The organism is Ramlibacter cellulosilyticus (genome assembly GCF_014297465.1).
GTDB classification, from domain to species: domain Bacteria; phylum Pseudomonadota; class Gammaproteobacteria; order Burkholderiales; family Burkholderiaceae_C; genus Ramlibacter; species Ramlibacter cellulosilyticus.
Genome location: NZ_JACORT010000006.1, coordinates 1 through 15,983, shown reverse-complemented (window position 1 = coordinate 15,983; position 15,983 = coordinate 1). Strand labels below are relative to the sequence as shown.

Genomic DNA, 15,983 nt, shown 5'->3' with positions numbered 1-15,983 from the left:
GTCCCGGCTTTTTTCATGCGTGCGCGAGGATCAGCCTTTCTCCACGGGCAGGCCCGGCGTGCGGGTCCATTCGCTCCAGCTGCCCGCATAGAGGCCGGTGGGCGCGTAGCCCGCGACTTCCATCGCCACGAGATTCGGCACCGCGCTCACGCCGCTGCCGCACTGGTGCACGACGCCGGCCGGGTCGCGGCCGGCGAGCAGCGCGTCGAACTCGGTGCGCAACTGCTGCGGGCTCTTGAACAGGCCGTCCGGCCCGAGGTTCTGCGCGAACGGGCGATTGAGCGCGCCGGGGATGTGCCCCGCCACGGGATCGAGCGGCTCCGCTTCGCCGCGGTAGCGTTGCGGCGCACGTGCGTCGACGAGCGTCTGCGCCTGCTGCCCGAGGGCGGCGCGCACGTCCTCGGTGCTCACCAGCCGCCGCAAGGGCGGCCCCAGCTCGAAGTTGCTCTGGAAGTGCGACGGCTCGGTGCCCGAGCGCACCTCGCCGCCGGCGGCCTGCCAGGCCTGCAGCCCGCCGTCGAGGATGGCGACGGCATCGTGGCCGGCCCACTTGAGCATCCACCACAGGCGCCCGCAGTAGTTGGCGCCGTTGCGGTCGTACACCACGGCCTGCATGTCGTTGGCGAAGCCCACGCCGGACAGCCACATCGCGAACTTCTCGCGCCGGGGCAGCGGGTGCCGGCCTCCCGAGGCGGCGCCGCTGTGCGGGGCGACCTGGCCGTTCGCATCCAGCGAGCCCTTGTCGCTCAGCGCCGTGTCCAGGTGCGCATACACGGCGCCCGGGATGTGCGCCTGCAGGTACTGCTTCTCCCCGCTCGTGGTGTCCATCAGGTCGAAGCTGCAGTCGAACACCATCAGGCGGGCCTTCGCGGCCTGCAGGTCCATCAGCTGGCGGGCGGAGATGAGGGTGGTGTACATAGGGGCTAGGGGCTAGGGGCTAGGGGCTAGGGTGCATTGTGGCTGTTCCCTCGTCCCTAGCCCCTAGCCCCTAGCCCCTTTTCCCTCAATGTTCTTCCCCCGGCGCGTCCGGCGCCGCCCGGGCCCGCAGCACCGTGCCGGCGATGCCGCTGGCGCAGATCAGGCCCATGCCGATCCAGCCGACCAGCGGGATGCGGTCGCCGAACAGCACCAGGCTGTACAGGGCGCCGAAGACGATGCCCGAGTACTGCAGGTTGGCCACGAGCAGGGTGGGGCCGTGGCTGTAGGCCCGCGTCATGCACCACTGTCCCAGCGATGCGAGCAGCGCCATCGGCAGCAGCCACAGCGCATGGCCCCAGTCCCAGGGCGACACGCCGGTGACGAGCATGCCCGCCGCGCCCGCGACCATCGACCCCGCCGCGAAATAGAAGACGGTGCGCACCTCCGGCTCGCCGATGCGGCCGAGGGCCATCACCTGCAGGTAGGCGAAGGCGGAGAGCAGCCCCGACAGCAGGCCCACCAGCCCGGCGAACACCTGGTGCTGTTCGATGGTCGGGCGCAGCATGAGCACGACGCCAGCGAAGCCCGCCAGCACCGTGAGCGCCAGCGGCCCCTGGCGCGCGGGCAGGGCACCGTCGGTGCGCGGGTTCCAGGCGACGAGGGCGCCGCCCACGAGGAAGGCCGCGATCCACACGCTGCTCATGTAGTTGAGCGTCATGGCGGTGGCCAGCGGCAGGCCGGCGATGGCGTAGAACCACGCGCCGAGCGAGAGCACGCCGACCAGGCTGCGCCACGCGTGCATGAACGGGTAGCGCGTGGCCAGCGACGTGCGCCGCGAGCGTGCCCACAGCGCCATGATCACCATGCCGATCAGGCCGCGCCAGAACACGAGCTCGGCGGCGTTGAACCACGCGGAGGCGATCTTGATGCAGACCGCCATGGTCGCGAAGAACAGCGACGCGGCGAGCATCCACAGGGCTTGCATCAGGTCTCCGGGAACATCCTGGCCAGCCAGGGTTGGCGCGCGAGCCGCTCCGCCTCGAAGGCGCCGATGCGCTGGCGGTGCGCGAGGGTCGCGCCTATCCAGTCGATGTCCTGCGTGAGCAGCAGCCGTTGCCGCGGCGTGAGCTCGAAGCGGAAGCGTTCCGGCCCCGCGGACAGCGTGCCTTCGTTCACGTCGATGGCGACCGACAGCACGCCCGCTTGCGCGAGGTCGAACAGCCTGCGCACTTCGTGCCCCGCGAGCACGATGGGCGCGACGCCGTTCAGCGCGCAGTTCTGCCGGAAGATGTCGCCGAAGCTGGGCGCTACCACCGCGCGGAAGCCGTAGTCGCGCAGCGCCCAGACCGCGTGTTCGCGGCTGGAGCCGCAGCCGAAGTTGTCGCCCGCGAGCAGCACCGTCGCGTCGCGCAGCGCGGGCGCGTTCAGCACGAAGCCGGGATCGGGCCGGCGCAGCGCGTGGTCGCTGTCCAGGTCACCGGGATCGAGGTAGCGCCAGTTGTCGAACAGCACGGGCCCGTAGCCGCTTTTCGCGGTGGAGCGCCCGTACTGCTTCGGGAAGATCGCGTCGGTGTCGACGTTGCGCCGGTCCAGGGGCACCACGGTGCCCCTGTGCACGCCGGCAGGGAACGAAGGCACTCAGCGCAGCGCGGTCTGCGGGCCCATCGCGTCCCGGTACCACTCGTGGAAGTGCTGCATGCCGTCTTCCATCGGGCTCTGGTACGGGCCGACCTCGTTGTCTCCGCGGTCCATGAGGGCCTTGCGGCCCGCGTCCATCCGCAGCGCGATCTCGTCGTCCTCCACGCAGGTCTCCATGTAGGCGGCCTGCTGGGCTTCGACGAACTCGCGCTCGAAGGCCTGGATCTCCTCGGGGTAGAAGAACTCCACCATGTTGAGCGTCTTCCGGGGCCCGCGCGGGAACAGCGTGGAGACCACCAGCACGTTCGGGTACCACTCCACCATCACGTTCGGGTAGAGCGTGAGCCACACCGCGCCGTGCTTGGGCATGCGGCCGTCCTGGTAGCGCAGCACCTGCTCGTGCCACTGGCGGTACACGTCGGAGCCGGGCTTGCCGAGCTTGCCGGCCACGCCCACCGTCTGCACCGAGTAGTGCGGGCCGAACTCCCAGCGCAGGTCTTCGCAGGTCACGAAGTTGCCCAGCCCCGGGTGGAACGGGCCCACGTGGTAGTCCTCCAGGTAGACCTCGATGAAGGTCTTCCAGTTGTAGTCCACCTCGTGCAGCTCGGTGCGGTCGTACACGTAGCCGGAGAAGTCCAGGTCCGCCTTGGGACCCAGCTTCGCCAGTGCGCGGTTCACGTCGAAGCCGGCGCCGCCCTCGAACACGAGCCCGTTCCACTCCTGGACCGGGTAATTGTTCAGGTTCAGGCAGGGATCGGTCGCGAAATGCGGGGCACCCAGCAGCGTGCCCGCCTTGCCGCCATGGCCGGCGCTGTAGGTCCAGCGATGTAGCGGGCACACGATGTTGCCTCCCGACGAGGGCTTCTCGTTCACGGAGCCGCGCCCGCGCAGCATCACCGCCTGCCGGTGGCGGCAGACGTTGGAGATCAGCTCGATGCCATTGCGCGAGCGCAGCAGCGCCCGCCCTTCGCCTTCCTGGGGAAGGGCGTGGTAGTCACCCGACTCCGGGATGGCCAGTGCGTGCCCCAGGTAACGGGGCCCGTGCTGGAAGATGAGCTCCTGCTCCCGCGCGAAGAGTGCCGGATCGAAGTAGCTGGAAACGGGAAGTTGGCTTGCGGCCTGCTGTAACTGAAGACTTAAATCAGACATTTCACCTGACCTAGAGACTCCCCCTATGAAGGGGCAGGGCCACGCTCGGGAGCGCGACAGAAAGGGAGGGCGATTCTACCCTCCGGGGTCAGATGGGGTGGGCTCGCCTAAAATCCACTGTTGATCTGAACGCCATTGCATGACCAAGCCGCCCTTCAAACCTCCCGCCAGCTATGAAGCGGCGATGGAAGAGCTCGAGCAGCTCACGGGACTCATCGAGTCCGGCCAGCTCCCGCTGGAGCAACTGCTCGCGGGCTACGAACGCGGCGCCGACCTGCTGAAGTTCTGCCGCGAGAAGCTGCAGGCCGTCGAGGAGCAGATCAAGGTGCTCGACGCGGGCGTGCTGAAGCCGTGGGCCAGCGAGTGAGCTTTCACCTGAAGGACTGGTCGGCCGAACGACTCGATCGCGTGGAACAGGCTCTCTCCGCCTGGGTCCCTTCCGAAGCTCCCGCACAGCTGGGCGAGGCGATGCGCTACGCCGTGCTCGATGGCGGCAAGCGCCTGCGGCCCCTGCTCGTGCTCGGCGCGGCCGAAGCCGTGCGCGGCAACATGGACGCGGCGCTGCGCGCGGCCTGCGCCGTGGAACTGATCCATGCGTACTCGCTGGTGCACGACGACATGCCCTGCATGGACAACGACGTGCTGCGCCGGGGCAAGCCCACGGTGCACGTCGCGTTCGGCGAGGCCACCGCGTTGCTGGCGGGGGACGCGCTGCAGGCGCTGGCCTTCGAGTTCCTGGCGCCCGAGGACGCCGGCATCCCGGAGCGCACGCAGGCGGCGCTCTGCAGGCTGCTGGCGCAGGCCGCAGGGCACGCGGGCATGGCGGGTGGCCAGGCGATCGATCTCGCGGCCGTCGGCAAGTCGCTGACCGAGGACGAGCTGCGCCAGATGCACCGCCTGAAGACCGGCGCGCTGCTGCAGGCGAGCGTGGCGATGGGCGCCGCCTGCGGCCACACCACGGCGCTGGCGCGCCGCGGACTCGAGGAATATGGCCGCGCGCTGGGCCTGGCGTTCCAGGTGGTGGACGACATCCTCGACGTGACCGCGGATTCCGCTACCCTTGGCAAGACCGCGGGCAAGGACGCACTGCACGACAAGCCCACCTACGTGTCCCTGCTGGGCCTGGAGCGCGCGCGCAGCTATGCACGCGAACTGCTGGAGCAGGGCCGCGCGGCGCTCGCCACCACGGGCTTGCCGGACACGCAGGCGCTGCTGGCGCTGGCGGAGATGGTGGTCCACAGGGACAACTGAAAACATGGCTACGCTGCTGGAAACGATCAACGACCCCGCCGACCTGCGGCGGCTGCCGCGCACGCAGCTGCCGCTGCTGGCGGAAGAACTGCGGGCGTACGTGCTCGAGTCGGTGGCGCGCACCGGCGGCCACCTCAGCTCCAACCTCGGCACGGTGGAACTGACCATCGCGCTGCACTACGTCTTCAACACGCCCTGGGACCGCGTGGTCTGGGACGTGGGCCACCAGACCTATCCGCACAAGATCCTCACCGGCCGGCGCGACCGCATGGCGTCGCTGCGCCAGCTGGGGGGCCTCGCGGGCTTCCCGCAGCGCGCCGAGAGCGAGTACGACACCTTCGGCACCGCGCACTCGTCCACGAGCATCTCCGCCGCGCTCGGCATGGCCGTGGCGGCGAAGCAGAAGGGCGAGCAACGCAAGGCGATCGCCGTCATCGGCGACGGCGCGATGAGCGCGGGCATGGCCTTCGAGGCGCTGAACAACGGCGGCGTGCTGGACACCGACCTGCTGGTGATCCTCAACGACAACGACATGTCGATCAGCCCGCCCGTGGGCGCGCTGAACCGCTACCTGGCGCAGCTCATGAGCGGCCGCTTCTATGCGGCCACCAAGGAGCTGGGCAAGAAGGTGCTGCACGTCGCGCCGCCGCTCTTCGAGCTGGCCAAGCGCATCGAGGAACACGCGAAGGGCATGGTCGTGCCCGCGACGCTGTTCGAGAAGTTCGGCTTCAACTACATCGGCCCCATCGACGGCCACGACCTGGAGTCGCTGGTCCCCACGCTGGAGAACATCCGCCAGCTGAAGGGCCCGCAGTTCCTGCACGTCGTGACGAAGAAGGGGCAGGGCTACAAGCTCGCCGAGGCCGACCCCGTGGCCTACCACGGGCCCGGCAAGTTCGATCCGGCCGTGGGCCTGGTGAAGCCGGCCACGCCGCCCAAGCCGACGTTCACCCAGGTGTTCGGCCAGTGGCTGTGCGACATGGCGGCGCAGGACCATCGCCTGGTCGGCATCACGCCGGCGATGCGCGAGGGCTCGGGCATGGTGGAGTTCCACCAGCGCTTTCCCGAGCGCTACCACGACGTCGGCATCGCCGAACAGCATGCGGTCACCTTCGCGGCCGGCATCGCTTGCGAGGGGCTGAAGCCCGTCGTCGCGATCTATTCGACCTTCCTGCAGCGCGCCTACGACCAGCTGATCCACGACGTGGCGCTGCAGAACCTGCCCGTGGTGTTCGCGCTGGACCGCGCGGGACTGGTAGGGGCCGACGGGCCGACGCACGCGGGCGCGTACGACATCGCGTACCTGCGCTGCGTCCCGAACGTGAGCATCGCCTGCCCGGCCGACGAGAACGAGACGCGCAAGCTGCTCACCACGGCCTACCAGCAGGACCACCCCGTGGCGGTGCGCTATCCGCGCGGGGCCGGCGTGGGTGCCGCCGTCGAACCGGGCCTGCAGCCGCTGCCTTTCGGCAAGGGCGAGGTGCGCCGCCAGGGCCGCCGCGTCGCGGTGCTGGCTTTCGGCACGCTGCTGTATCCGGCGCTGCAGGCGGCGGAGAAGCTGGACCTGACGGTGGCCAACATGCGCTGGGCCAAGCCGCTGGACACCGAGCTGCTGCTGCAGCTGGCCGCGTCGCACGACGCGATCGTCACGGTGGAAGAGGGCGCGATCATGGGCGGGGCGGGCAGCGCGGTGACCGAGGCGCTGAACGCGGCCGGCGTCGTCAAGCCGGTGCTGCAGCTCGGGCTGCGCGACGAGTACGCGCCGCACGGCGATCCGGCGAAGCTGCTGGCGATGCAGGGGCTGGACGCGGCGGGGATCGAGGCTTCGATCCAGGGGCGGTTCGGCGGCATCCTGGAGCGGCCGGCGCCGAGCCTGAAGGTGGTGGGCTGAGCGGGCGCCCGTCGGTGGGGTTCGCTGCGCTCACCGTCCGCGGCTGTCGCCGCGCCACCCTACAGGGGGCGCATTCGTCCTCGTAGGGTGGCGCCGCGCAGCGGCGGAAGGTGAGCGAAGCGAACCCCACCGCAGGAAGCCCGGGAAAACCCGTTCCTGACAAAAACCTGTCAAATCCAGAATGGTCGCCTCGTCACCTGAGGAGACCGCCATGGACCGTCGTTCCCTGATCCGCAACGCAGGCATCGCGGGCGTGCTCGCGACCGGCATCGCGCCTGCCGTCCACGCCCAGCCGGCGATCCGATGGCGATTGGCCTCCAGCTTCCCGAAGTCGCTCGACACGCTCTATGGCGGCGCGGAAGTCTTCGCCGCGCGCGTCAAGGCGATGTCCGGCGGCAAGTTCGAGGTGTCCACGCATGCGGCCGGCGAACTGATGCCCGCGTTCGGCGTCGTCGACGGCGTGCAGCAGGGCACGGTGGAAGTGGCGCACACGGCGCCCTATTACTTCTTCGGCAAGAGCGAGGTGTTCGCGCTGGGCTGCGCGATCCCCTTCGGCCTCAACAGCCGGCAGATGACCGCGTGGATGTTCGAGGGCAACGGCCTGAAGCTGATGCGCGAGTTCTACGCGAAGTACAACATGCTCAACTTCCCGGCCGGCAACACGGGCGCGCAGATGGGCGGCTGGTACCGCAAGGAGATCAAGAGCGCCGCCGACATGAAAGGCCTGAAGTTCCGCGTCGGCGGCTTCGCGGGCAAGGTGATCGAGCGCATGGGCGGCGTGCCGCAGAACATCCCCGGCGGCGAGATCTACCAGGCGCTGGAGAAAGGCACGATCGACGCGGCCGAATGGGTGGGGCCGTACGACGACCTGAAGCTCGGGTTCAGCAAGGTCGCCCCTTACTACTACTACCCCGGCTGGTGGGAAGGCGGCCCGGAGCTGGACATCCTGGTCAACGACAAGGCGTTCAACGCGCTCTCCGCGGAGAACAAGGCCATCGTCGAATCCGCCGCTTCCGAGGCGCACATCATCGTGCAGGCCCGGTACGACGCGCGCAACCCCGCGGCGCTGAAGCAGCTGGTCTCCGCCGGCACCAAGCTGCGGGCCTTCTCCAACGACCTCATGTCGCGCGCCTTCAAGGAGTCCATGGCGCTCTACGAGGAGATCGGCGCGAAGAACGAGGACTGGAAGAAGATCTACGCGGACTACTCGAAATTCCGCGCCGAAGCGAACCTGTGGTTCCGGTTCACGGAAGCGACCTTCGACCGGTTCATGCAGACGCAAAAACTCTAAGGCGAAGACAAGGCGCCTGTCGGCGCCTTGTCTTCGATGATGCGGCCCTTCGGGCCGGTCCCAAAAGCAAATGCTGCTCGCCGCTGTTGCTCGGCAGGGAAAACCCCCGGCTGACAATAACCTGTCATTCCTAGAATGAGCCACCCTCGCAATCGATACGAAAGTAGGAAGTCGAGGTCCAAAGGCAAACCTAACGTGTGACAGGAGAGTTCATGGATCGTCGTTCCCTCATCAAGCAGGCCGGCATCGCGGGCGTGCTGGCTGCCGGCGTGGCGCCGGCAGTGCATGCGCAGACTGCCATCCGCTGGCGCCTCGCGTCCTCGTTCCCGAAGTCGCTCGACACGATCTTCGGCGCCGCGGACGTGTTCGCCGCCAGGGTCAAGGCCATGTCCGGGGGCAAGTTCGAGGTGTCCGTGCATGCCGCCGGCGAGCTGATGCCCGCCTTCGGCGTGGTGGATGGCGTGCAGCAGGGCACCGTGGAAGTGGCGCACACGGCGCCCTATTACTTCTTCGGCAAGAGCGAGGTGTTCGCGCTGGGTTGCGCGATCCCCTTCGGCCTGAACAGCCGGCAGATGACGGCGTGGATGTACGAGGGCAACGGCCTGAAGCTGATGCGCGAGTTCTACGCCAAGTACAACATGATCAACTTCCCCGGCGGCAACACCGGCTCGCAGATGGGCGGCTGGTACCGCAAGGAGATCAAGTCGCTCAAGGACATCAAGGGCCTGAAGATGCGCATCGGCGGCTTCGCCGGCCGCGTGCTGGAGCGCATGGGCGGCGTGCCGCAGAACATCCCCGGCGGCGAGATCTACCAGGCGCTGGAGAAGGGCACCATCGACGCCGCGGAATGGGTGGGGCCGTACGACGACCTGAAGCTCGGGTTCAACAAGGTCGCTCCCTACTACTACTACCCCGGCTGGTGGGAAGGCGGCCCGCAGCTGGACTTCTTCATCAACGACAAGGCGTTCAATGCCCTGTCGGCGGAGAACAAGGCGATCGTGGAGTCCGCCGCCGCCGAGGCGCACATCGTGATGCAGGCCCGCTACGACGCGCGCAACCCGGGCGCCCTCAAGCAGCTCGTGTCGTCCGGCGCCAAGCTGCGCCCCTTCTCCAACGAGATCCTTTCCGCGGCTTTCAAGACCGCCATGGGCGTGTACGAGGAGCTCAACGCCAAGAACGAGGACTGGAAGAAGATCTACGCGGACTACTCGAAATTCCGCGCCGACCAGAACCTCTGGTTCCGCTTCACGGAGGCGACGTTCGACCGCTTCATGCAGTCGCAGAAGCTCTAAGGCGCGCACCGCGACAGCGAAGGGCTCCGGAGGGAGCCCTTTTTTCTTACGGACATCCCCCAGCCCGCACCGCCAGCCGCGTGCAAGCTTGCCGCGCGGGCGGGCAACCATGATCCAGGCACTACTCATCCAACACCGGAGTTGCCATGGATCGTCGTTCCGCCCTCAAGCATGCCGGCCTCGCCGGCGTCCTCGCCGCCGGCGTCGCGCCCGCCGCGCACGCGCAGTCCGCGATCCGCTGGCGCATCGCGTCCAGCTTCCCGAAGTCGCTGGACACGATCTACGGCGCCGCCGAAGTGTTCGCGCAGAAGGTGAAGGCGCTCTCCAGCGGCAAGTTCGAGGTGTCCGTGCACGCCGCCGGCGAACTGATGCCTGCTTTCGGCGTGGTCGACGGCGTGCAGCAAGGCACCGTGGAGGCGGCGCACACGGCGCCCTACTACTTCTTCGGCAAGGACGAGACCTTCGCCATCGGCGGCGCGATCCCCTTCGGCCTGAACAGCCGGCAGATGAGCGCCTGGACCTTCGAGGGCAACGGCCTGAAGCTGATGCGCGAGTTCTACGCGCAGTACAACATGGTCAACTTCGCGTGCGGCAACACCGGCGCGCAGATGGGCGGCTGGATGCGCAAGGAGGTCAAGTCCGCCGCGGACTTCAAGGGCCTGAAGTTCCGCATCGGCGGCTTCGCCGGCCGCGTGCTGGAGCGCATGGGCGGCGTGCCCCAGAACATCCCCGGCGGCGAGATCTACCAGGCGCTGGAGAAGGGCACCATCGACGCGGCCGAGTGGATCGGCCCGTACGACGACCTCAAGCTCGGCTTCCACAAGGTCGCGCCCTTCTACTACTACCCCGGCTGGTGGGAAGGCGGCCTGCAGCTGGACCTCTACATCAACAACAAGGCGTACGCGGCCCTGTCCGCGGAGAACAAGGCGATCGTCGAATCGGCCGCGGCCGAGGCGCACGTCGTGACCCAGGCCAAGTACGACGCGCGCAATCCCGGCGCGCTGAAGCAGCTGGTGGCGCAGGGCGCGAAGCTGCGTCCCTTCCCCGCGGACCTGATGACGGCGGCGTTCAAGCAGTCGATGGCGCTGTACGACGAGCTCTCGGGCAAGAACCCGAACTGGAAGAAGGTCTACGCGGATTACGCCAGGTTCCGCTCCGACCAGAACCTGTGGTTCCGCTTCACCGAGGCGACGTTCGACCGCTTCATGCAGTCCCAGAAGCTGTAGTACGGAAGAGCGCATCTCATGCAAAAAGCCGCACGCAATGCGGCTTTTTGCTTAGCACATGCACCAGGACTGCGGGTTTCGCCCGACGGCGGTGCCAGCCTCCTGACAGCTTTGCCCCGAATGGGGGCGCATCATGCGCCCACTTTTTGTCACATCCCAAGTTTCAGGAGCTGTCCTCCATGGATCGTCGTTCCCTCATGAAGCGCGCCGGCATCGCCGGCGTCCTCGCATCCGGCATCGCGCCCGCGGTGCATGCCCAGGCCGCCGTACGCTGGCGCCTTGCTTCCTCCTTCCCGAAGTCGCTCGACACCATCTTCGGCTCCGCCGAGATGTTCTCGAAGACGGTCAAGGAACTCTCGGGCGGCAAGTTCGAAGTGTCCGTGCACGCCGCCGGCGAGCTGATGCCCGCGTTCGGCGTGGTCGACGCGATCCAGAACGGCACGATCGAGATGGCGCAGACCGCGCCCTACTACTTCACCGGCAAGGACCCGATCTTCGCGTTCGGCTGCGCCGTGCCCTTCGGCCTGACGGCGCGCCAGATGGACTCCTGGATGGAGCACGGCAACGGCCGCAAGCTGATGGACGAGTTCTACGGCAAGTACAACATCAAGAGCTTCAGCGCGGGCAACACCGGCACCCAGATGGGCGGCTGGTACCGCAAGGAGATCAAGAGCGCGGCCGATCTCAAGGGCCTGAAGATGCGCATGGGCGGCGGCCTGCTCGGCGAGGCGATGAACAAGCTCGGCGTGGTGTCGCAGAACATGCCCGCCGGCGAGGTGTACCAGGCGCTCGAGAAGGGCACGCTGGACGCCACCGAGTTCGTCGGCCCCTACGACGACGAGAAGCTGGGCTTCGCCAAGGTCGCTCCCTTCTACTACTACCCCGGCTGGTGGGAAGGCGGCGCGGAGCTGGAGTTCTTCGTGAACAGCAAGGCGTTCAACGCGCTGTCGCCCGAGAACAAGGCGATCGTCTCCGCCGCGACGCAGGTCGCCGCGCGCGACATGACCGCCAAGTACGACGCGGTGAACCCCGTCGCGCTCAAGCGCCTGGTGGCCAACAAGACCAAGCTGAAGCCCTTCCCGAAGGACGTGCTGCAGGCCGGCTACAAGGCGTCGATGGAAGTCTTCGCCGAGCACGAAGCCAAGTCGCCCGAGTTCAAGAAGATCCACCAGGACATGCGCGCCTTCCAGCGCGACCAGCTGCTGTGGACCCGCTTCTCGGAGTTCTACTACGACAGCTTCATGGCGTCGGTGAAGATCTGATCCTTCAGCGCGACGACAGCAAAGGCCGCAGCAATGCGGCCTTTCTGCTTCCTGCGCCGTAGTAGATTGGGGGCATGGAGCACAACATCCCCCTGATCACCACGATCGCCGGAGGCCTGGGGCTTGCCCTCGTCCTCGGCTTCGTGGCCGCGCGGCTGCGGCTGCCCGCGCTCGTCGGCTACCTGCTGGCCGGCGTCGTCATCGGCCCGTTCACGCCCGGCTTCGTCGCCGATACGCACATCGCCTCGCAGCTGGCGGAGATCGGCGTGATGCTCCTGATGTTCGGGGTGGGGCTGCACTTCTCCTTCGCCGACCTGCTCGCCGTGCGCCGCATCGCGGTACCGGGCGCGATCGTGCAGATTCTGGCTGCGACCGCGATGGGCGCGGGCGTTGCCATGCTGTGGGGCTGGAGCTTCGCCGGTGCGCTGGTGTTCGGCATCGCGCTCTCGGTCGCGAGCACGGTGGTGCTGCTGCGCGCGCTGGAAAGCCTGGGCATCCTGGACACGTTCAACGGGCGCGTGGCGGTCGGCTGGCTGGTGGTGGAAGACCTGGCGATGGTGCTCGTGCTGGTGCTGCTGCCGCCGCTGGCGGGCGTGCTGACGGGCGGCGCCGCGGACGCGCAGGCGATCTGGCGCAGCGTGGGCCGCACGCTGCTGTCCGTGGGGCTCTTCGTCGCGCTGATGCTGATCGTGGGCCGGCGCCTCTTCCCGTGGGTGCTGTGGCAGGTGCAGAAGGTGGGCTCGCGCGAGCTGTTCACGCTGTGCGTGGTGGCCGCCGCGGTGAGCATCGCCTACGGCGCCACGATGGTGTTCGGCGTGTCCTTCGCGCTGGGGGCCTTCTTCGCCGGCATGGTGCTGCGCGAGTCGCAGTTCAGCCACCGCGCGGCGGAGGAGACCCTGCCGCTGCGCGACGCCTTCGCGGTGCTGTTCTTCGTCTCCGTCGGCATGCTGTTCGATCCGCGCATCCTCGTCGACCAGCCGCTGCGCGTGGTCGCGGTCGTGGGCGTCATCGTCTTCGGCAAGTCGATCGCGGCCGCCGTGCTGGTGCTGCTGCTGCGCTACCCGCTGCACACCGCGCTGACAGTCTCCGCCAGCCTGGCGCAGATCGGCGAGTTCTCCTTCATCCTCGGCAGCCTGGGCATGGCGCTGGGCCTCCTGCCGCAGGAGGGCGCCAGCCTGATCGTCGCCGGCGCGCTGATCTCCATCGCGATCAACCCGCTGGTGTTCAAGGCGATGCGGCCCTTCCAGGCATGGCTGCTCGCACGCTCGCAGCTGGCGCGCCAGCTCGAGGCCCGCGACGACCCGCTGGCGGAGCTGCCCATGACCACCGACCCCAAGTACCTGTCGCGTCAGGTGGTGCTGGTGGGCTATGGCCGCGTGGGCCGCAAGGTGGCCGAGTCGCTGAAGGCCGCGGGGCTGCCTTACGTGGTGGCCGAAGAGAACCGCGAGATCGTGGAGCAGCTGCGCGCGCAAGGCGTGCCGGCCGTGAGCGGCGACGCGAGCCGTCCCGAGGTGCTGGTGCAGGCGCACATCGCGCGTGCCCGCCTGCTGGTGATCGCGATCCCGGACACCATCGGCGTGCGGCAGATGGCGGGCTACGCGCGCCAGCTGAATCCCCAGGTGGAGATCGTCGTGCGCTCGCACAACGAGGAAGAGGCGCGCCGCCTGGAGCAGGAGCTGTCGGGCCGCGTGTTCGTCGGCGAGCACGAGCTGGCGCTGGCGATGAGCCACTACGTGCTGGAGCGGTGCAAGGCGTAGGCCTTGACCCGCGCTCGTAGGCTGGGTTTCGCGCCAGCGAACCCCAGCGCATCCGCGCGATGCCGGGGTGCGCTGCACGCAACCCAGCCGACTTGCCTTGCGTTCGGAGGTCCGCCTTCGTTCTAAGGGTTCCCCCGATCTTTTCTTAATTCACCAATTGGTGAATAGTGGCGGCATGACGGAATCCGCCAAGGACCTGCCTGCCCGCATCGCGGACGTGGCGGCGCTCGAGGAATTGATGAGCCGGCCTTCGCCGGAACTGGTGCAGGCGCTGGAACGTGTCGACGGCGACCTGATGGTGCTCGGTGTCGGCGGCAAGATGGGCCCCACGCTCGCCCGCATGGCCAAGCGCGCCGGACCCGGGCGCCGCGTGATCGGCGTCGCGCGCTTTTCCGAGCCGGGCCTGCGCGAGCAGCTGCAGCAAGCCGGCGTCGAATGCATCGCCGCCGACCTGCAATCGCGCGAAGCGCTCGCGCGCCTGCCGGACGCGCCCAACATCGTGTTCATGGCCGGCCGCAAGTTCGGCTCCACCGGCAGCGAGTGGCTTACGTGGGCGATGAACGCCTACGTACCCGGCCTGGTGGCGGAGCGCTTCGCGCGCTCGCGCATCGTGGCGTTCTCTACCGCCTGCGTGTACCCCTTCGTCTCGAAGGAGACCGAAGGCGCGCCCGAATCGATGCCGCCGACGGCGCCGTCCGGCGAGTACGCGAACTCCTGCGTCGCCCGCGAGCGCCTGTTCGAGCACTTCTCGCACCTGCACCAGACACCGGGCCGCCTGCTGCGCCTGTCCTATGCGATCGACATGCGCTACGGCGTGCTGCACGACGTGGCGCAGAAGGTGCTGCGCGGCGAGCCCATCGACCTCTCCATGGGCCACGCCAACATCATCTGGCAGGGCGAGGCGAACGACTGGGCGCTGCGCTCGCTGGCGCACTGCACCGCGCCGACCACGCCGCTGAACCTGAGCGGCCCGCGCGTGAGCATCCGCGAGCTCGCGTGCGAATTCAGCCTGCGCCTGGGCAAGGCGCCGCGCTTCACCGGCTACGAGGCGGAGACCGCGTGGCTGGTCGATTGCCGCGAAGCCTTCCGCCTCTTCGGCGAGCCGCAGGTGGGGCTCGCGCGCATGCTCGATTGGACGGCGGACTGGGTGCAGCGCGGGGGCGCGTCGCTCAACAAGCCGACGCACTACGAAGCCCGCGACGGGAAGTACTGATGCACTGGTCCGAGATCCCGCGCGACAGCCTCGCCGTCCTGCGCCGCGGCGCGGCGATCCCCGCGCACCTGCTGGCGCTGGACGCGCAGCGCAAGCTCGATGCACGCCGCCAGCGCGCGATGACGCGCTACTACCTCGATGCGGGCGCCGGCGGCGTCGCCGTGGGCGTGCATTCGACCCAGTTCGCGATCCGCGACGTCGGCCTCTACCAGCCGGTGCTGGAGCTCGCGATGCAGACGGCGCGCGAGTGGGAGCCGCTCGGTGGCAAGCGACCGCTGTTCATGGTGGCAGGCCTCGCGGGCCGCACCGAGCAGGCCGTGCGCGAAGCACGCATCGCCCGCGGCCTCGGCTACCACGCGGGGCTCCTGAGCCTGGCGGCGATGAAGGGCGCGAGCGAAGACGAAATCGTCGCGCACTGCCGAGCGGTGGCGGAGGAGTTCCCGCTGGTGGGCTTCTACCTGCAGCCCGCGGTGGGCGGCATCCACCTGCCGATGACGTTCTGGCAGCGCTTCGCCGCGATCGACAACGTGGTCGCCATCAAGATGGCGCCCTTCCACCGCTATCGCACGCTGGACGTGATCCGCGGCGTGGTGGCGGCGCGGGCGGAGGAGCGCGTCACGCTCTACACCGGCAACGACGACCACATCGTGATGGACCTGCTCGCGCCCTTCCGCTTCGTGCGGGATGGCGCGCCGGTCACCGTGCGCGTGAAGGGCGGCCTGCTCGGGCACTGGAGCGTGTGGACCCGCGCGGCCGTGCAGTTGCTGGAGCGCATCCACGCCGCGGTCGAGGCCGGGCAGGCCGACATGGACCTGCTCGCCCTGGACAGCCAGGTCACCGACTGCAATGCGGCGCTCTTCGACGTGGCGCACGACTTCCACGGCTGCATCGCGGGCTGCCACGAGATCCTGCGGCGTCAGGGGATCCTGCAGGGGACGTGGTGCCTGGATGCGAACGAGGGATTGAGCCCGGGCCAGGCCGAAGCCTTGTCGCGGGTGCAACGCGATTACCCGCATCTCACGGACGACGCGTTCGTGGCGGAGCACAGGGAGCGGTGGCTGGCGTGAGGGGGCCGATCGCTGGGGTGCGCTTCGC

Annotated in this window: 14 protein-coding genes; 10 read left to right on the top strand and 4 right to left on the bottom strand. The window is 68.6% G+C overall.

The window, feature by feature from the left end:
- Positions 1-30: 30 nt before the first annotated feature.
- The 4 genes from H8N03_RS14590 to H8N03_RS14575 all read right to left on the bottom strand — a co-directional run bounded on the left by H8N03_RS14590 (position 31) and on the right by H8N03_RS14575 (position 3,705).
- Complete coding sequence (locus H8N03_RS14590; RefSeq protein WP_187076932.1) at positions 31-918, bottom strand: sulfurtransferase; 888 nt, start codon at positions 916-918, stop codon at positions 31-33.
- An 85-nt stretch (positions 919-1,003) separates the two neighbouring features.
- Complete coding sequence (locus tag H8N03_RS14585; RefSeq protein WP_187076931.1) at positions 1,004-1,903, bottom strand: DMT family transporter; 900 nt, start codon at positions 1,901-1,903, stop codon at positions 1,004-1,006.
- Positions 1,903-2,535, bottom strand: a complete 633-nt coding sequence (gene leuD / locus H8N03_RS14580; protein ID WP_187076930.1) for a 3-isopropylmalate dehydratase small subunit — start codon at positions 2,533-2,535, stop codon at positions 1,903-1,905. The genes H8N03_RS14585 and leuD overlap by 1 nt, the downstream gene beginning before the upstream one ends.
- Positions 2,536-2,556: 21 nt before the next feature.
- Positions 2,557-3,705, bottom strand: a complete 1,149-nt coding sequence (locus H8N03_RS14575; protein WP_187076929.1) for an aromatic ring-hydroxylating oxygenase subunit alpha — start codon at positions 3,703-3,705, stop codon at positions 2,557-2,559.
- Between the two features lie 139 nt (positions 3,706-3,844).
- Between H8N03_RS14575 and xseB the strand changes: the two genes are divergently transcribed.
- The 10 genes from xseB (at position 3,845) to H8N03_RS14525 (ending at position 15,955) form a co-directional block, all read left to right on the top strand.
- Positions 3,845-4,072 carry an exodeoxyribonuclease VII small subunit gene (gene xseB / locus H8N03_RS14570; protein WP_187076928.1) on the top strand — a complete coding sequence of 76 codons (228 nt, stop codon included), beginning with the start codon at positions 3,845-3,847 and terminating at the stop codon, positions 4,070-4,072.
- On the top strand, positions 4,069-4,956 hold the full coding sequence (locus H8N03_RS14565; RefSeq protein ID WP_354005130.1) for a polyprenyl synthetase family protein: 888 nt from the start codon (positions 4,069-4,071) through the stop codon (positions 4,954-4,956). Before xseB ends, H8N03_RS14565 begins: the two co-directional genes overlap by 4 nt.
- Before the next feature lie 4 nt (positions 4,957-4,960).
- Positions 4,961-6,847 (top strand): 1-deoxy-D-xylulose-5-phosphate synthase, encoded by a 1,887-nt coding sequence (gene dxs / locus H8N03_RS14560; RefSeq protein ID WP_187076927.1) that lies wholly within the window; start codon positions 4,961-4,963, stop codon positions 6,845-6,847.
- A gap of 211 nt (positions 6,848-7,058) precedes the next feature.
- Positions 7,059-8,138, top strand: coding sequence for a TRAP transporter substrate-binding protein (locus tag H8N03_RS14555; RefSeq protein WP_187076926.1), 1,080 nt, complete (start codon positions 7,059-7,061; stop codon positions 8,136-8,138).
- Positions 8,139-8,350: 212 nt separating this feature from the next.
- Complete coding sequence (locus H8N03_RS14550) at positions 8,351-9,430, top strand: TRAP transporter substrate-binding protein (RefSeq protein ID WP_187076925.1); 1,080 nt, start codon at positions 8,351-8,353, stop codon at positions 9,428-9,430.
- 146 nt (positions 9,431-9,576) lie between these two features.
- The gene (locus H8N03_RS14545; protein WP_187076924.1) at positions 9,577-10,656 is read left to right on the top strand and encodes a TRAP transporter substrate-binding protein; all 1,080 of its coding nucleotides are present in this window, start codon (positions 9,577-9,579) and stop codon (positions 10,654-10,656) included.
- Between the two features lie 179 nt (positions 10,657-10,835).
- Positions 10,836-11,918: a TRAP transporter substrate-binding protein gene (locus H8N03_RS14540; RefSeq protein WP_187076923.1), complete on the top strand. Its 1,083-nt coding sequence runs from the start codon at positions 10,836-10,838 to the stop codon at positions 11,916-11,918.
- A 74-nt stretch (positions 11,919-11,992) separates the two neighbouring features.
- Positions 11,993-13,675, top strand: a complete 1,683-nt coding sequence (locus H8N03_RS14535; protein ID WP_187076922.1) for a cation:proton antiporter domain-containing protein — start codon at positions 11,993-11,995, stop codon at positions 13,673-13,675.
- A gap of 175 nt (positions 13,676-13,850) precedes the next feature.
- Positions 13,851-14,888, top strand: a complete 1,038-nt coding sequence (locus H8N03_RS14530) for an NAD-dependent epimerase/dehydratase family protein (protein WP_187076921.1) — start codon at positions 13,851-13,853, stop codon at positions 14,886-14,888.
- Positions 14,888-15,955, top strand: a complete 1,068-nt coding sequence (locus tag H8N03_RS14525) for a dihydrodipicolinate synthase family protein (RefSeq protein ID WP_187076920.1) — start codon at positions 14,888-14,890, stop codon at positions 15,953-15,955. Before H8N03_RS14530 ends, H8N03_RS14525 begins: the two co-directional genes overlap by 1 nt.
- Positions 15,956-15,983: the final 28 nt, after the last annotated feature.

Bases quoted from the DNA above. Each gene is read 5' to 3' on its own strand.
- dxs (WP_187076927.1), top strand. From the start codon at position 4,961: ATGGCTACGCTGCTGGAAACGATCAACGACCCCGCCGACCTGCGGCGG.
- H8N03_RS14535 (WP_187076922.1), top strand. From the start codon at position 11,993: ATGGAGCACAACATCCCCCTGATCACCACGATCGCCGGAGGCCTGGGG.
- H8N03_RS14530 (WP_187076921.1), top strand. From the start codon at position 13,851: ATGACGGAATCCGCCAAGGACCTGCCTGCCCGCATCGCGGACGTGGCG.
- H8N03_RS14585 (WP_187076931.1), bottom strand. From the start codon at position 1,903: ATGCAAGCCCTGTGGATGCTCGCCGCGTCGCTGTTCTTCGCGACCATG.
- H8N03_RS14550 (WP_187076925.1), top strand. From the start codon at position 8,351: ATGGATCGTCGTTCCCTCATCAAGCAGGCCGGCATCGCGGGCGTGCTG.
- H8N03_RS14525 (WP_187076920.1), top strand. From the start codon at position 14,888: ATGCACTGGTCCGAGATCCCGCGCGACAGCCTCGCCGTCCTGCGCCGC.
- H8N03_RS14545 (WP_187076924.1), top strand. From the start codon at position 9,577: ATGGATCGTCGTTCCGCCCTCAAGCATGCCGGCCTCGCCGGCGTCCTC.
- H8N03_RS14555 (WP_187076926.1), top strand. From the start codon at position 7,059: ATGGACCGTCGTTCCCTGATCCGCAACGCAGGCATCGCGGGCGTGCTC.
- H8N03_RS14575 (WP_187076929.1), bottom strand. From the start codon at position 3,705: ATGTCTGATTTAAGTCTTCAGTTACAGCAGGCCGCAAGCCAACTTCCC.
- H8N03_RS14590 (WP_187076932.1), bottom strand. From the start codon at position 918: ATGTACACCACCCTCATCTCCGCCCGCCAGCTGATGGACCTGCAGGCC.
- xseB (WP_187076928.1), top strand. From the start codon at position 3,845: ATGACCAAGCCGCCCTTCAAACCTCCCGCCAGCTATGAAGCGGCGATG.
- H8N03_RS14540 (WP_187076923.1), top strand. From the start codon at position 10,836: ATGGATCGTCGTTCCCTCATGAAGCGCGCCGGCATCGCCGGCGTCCTC.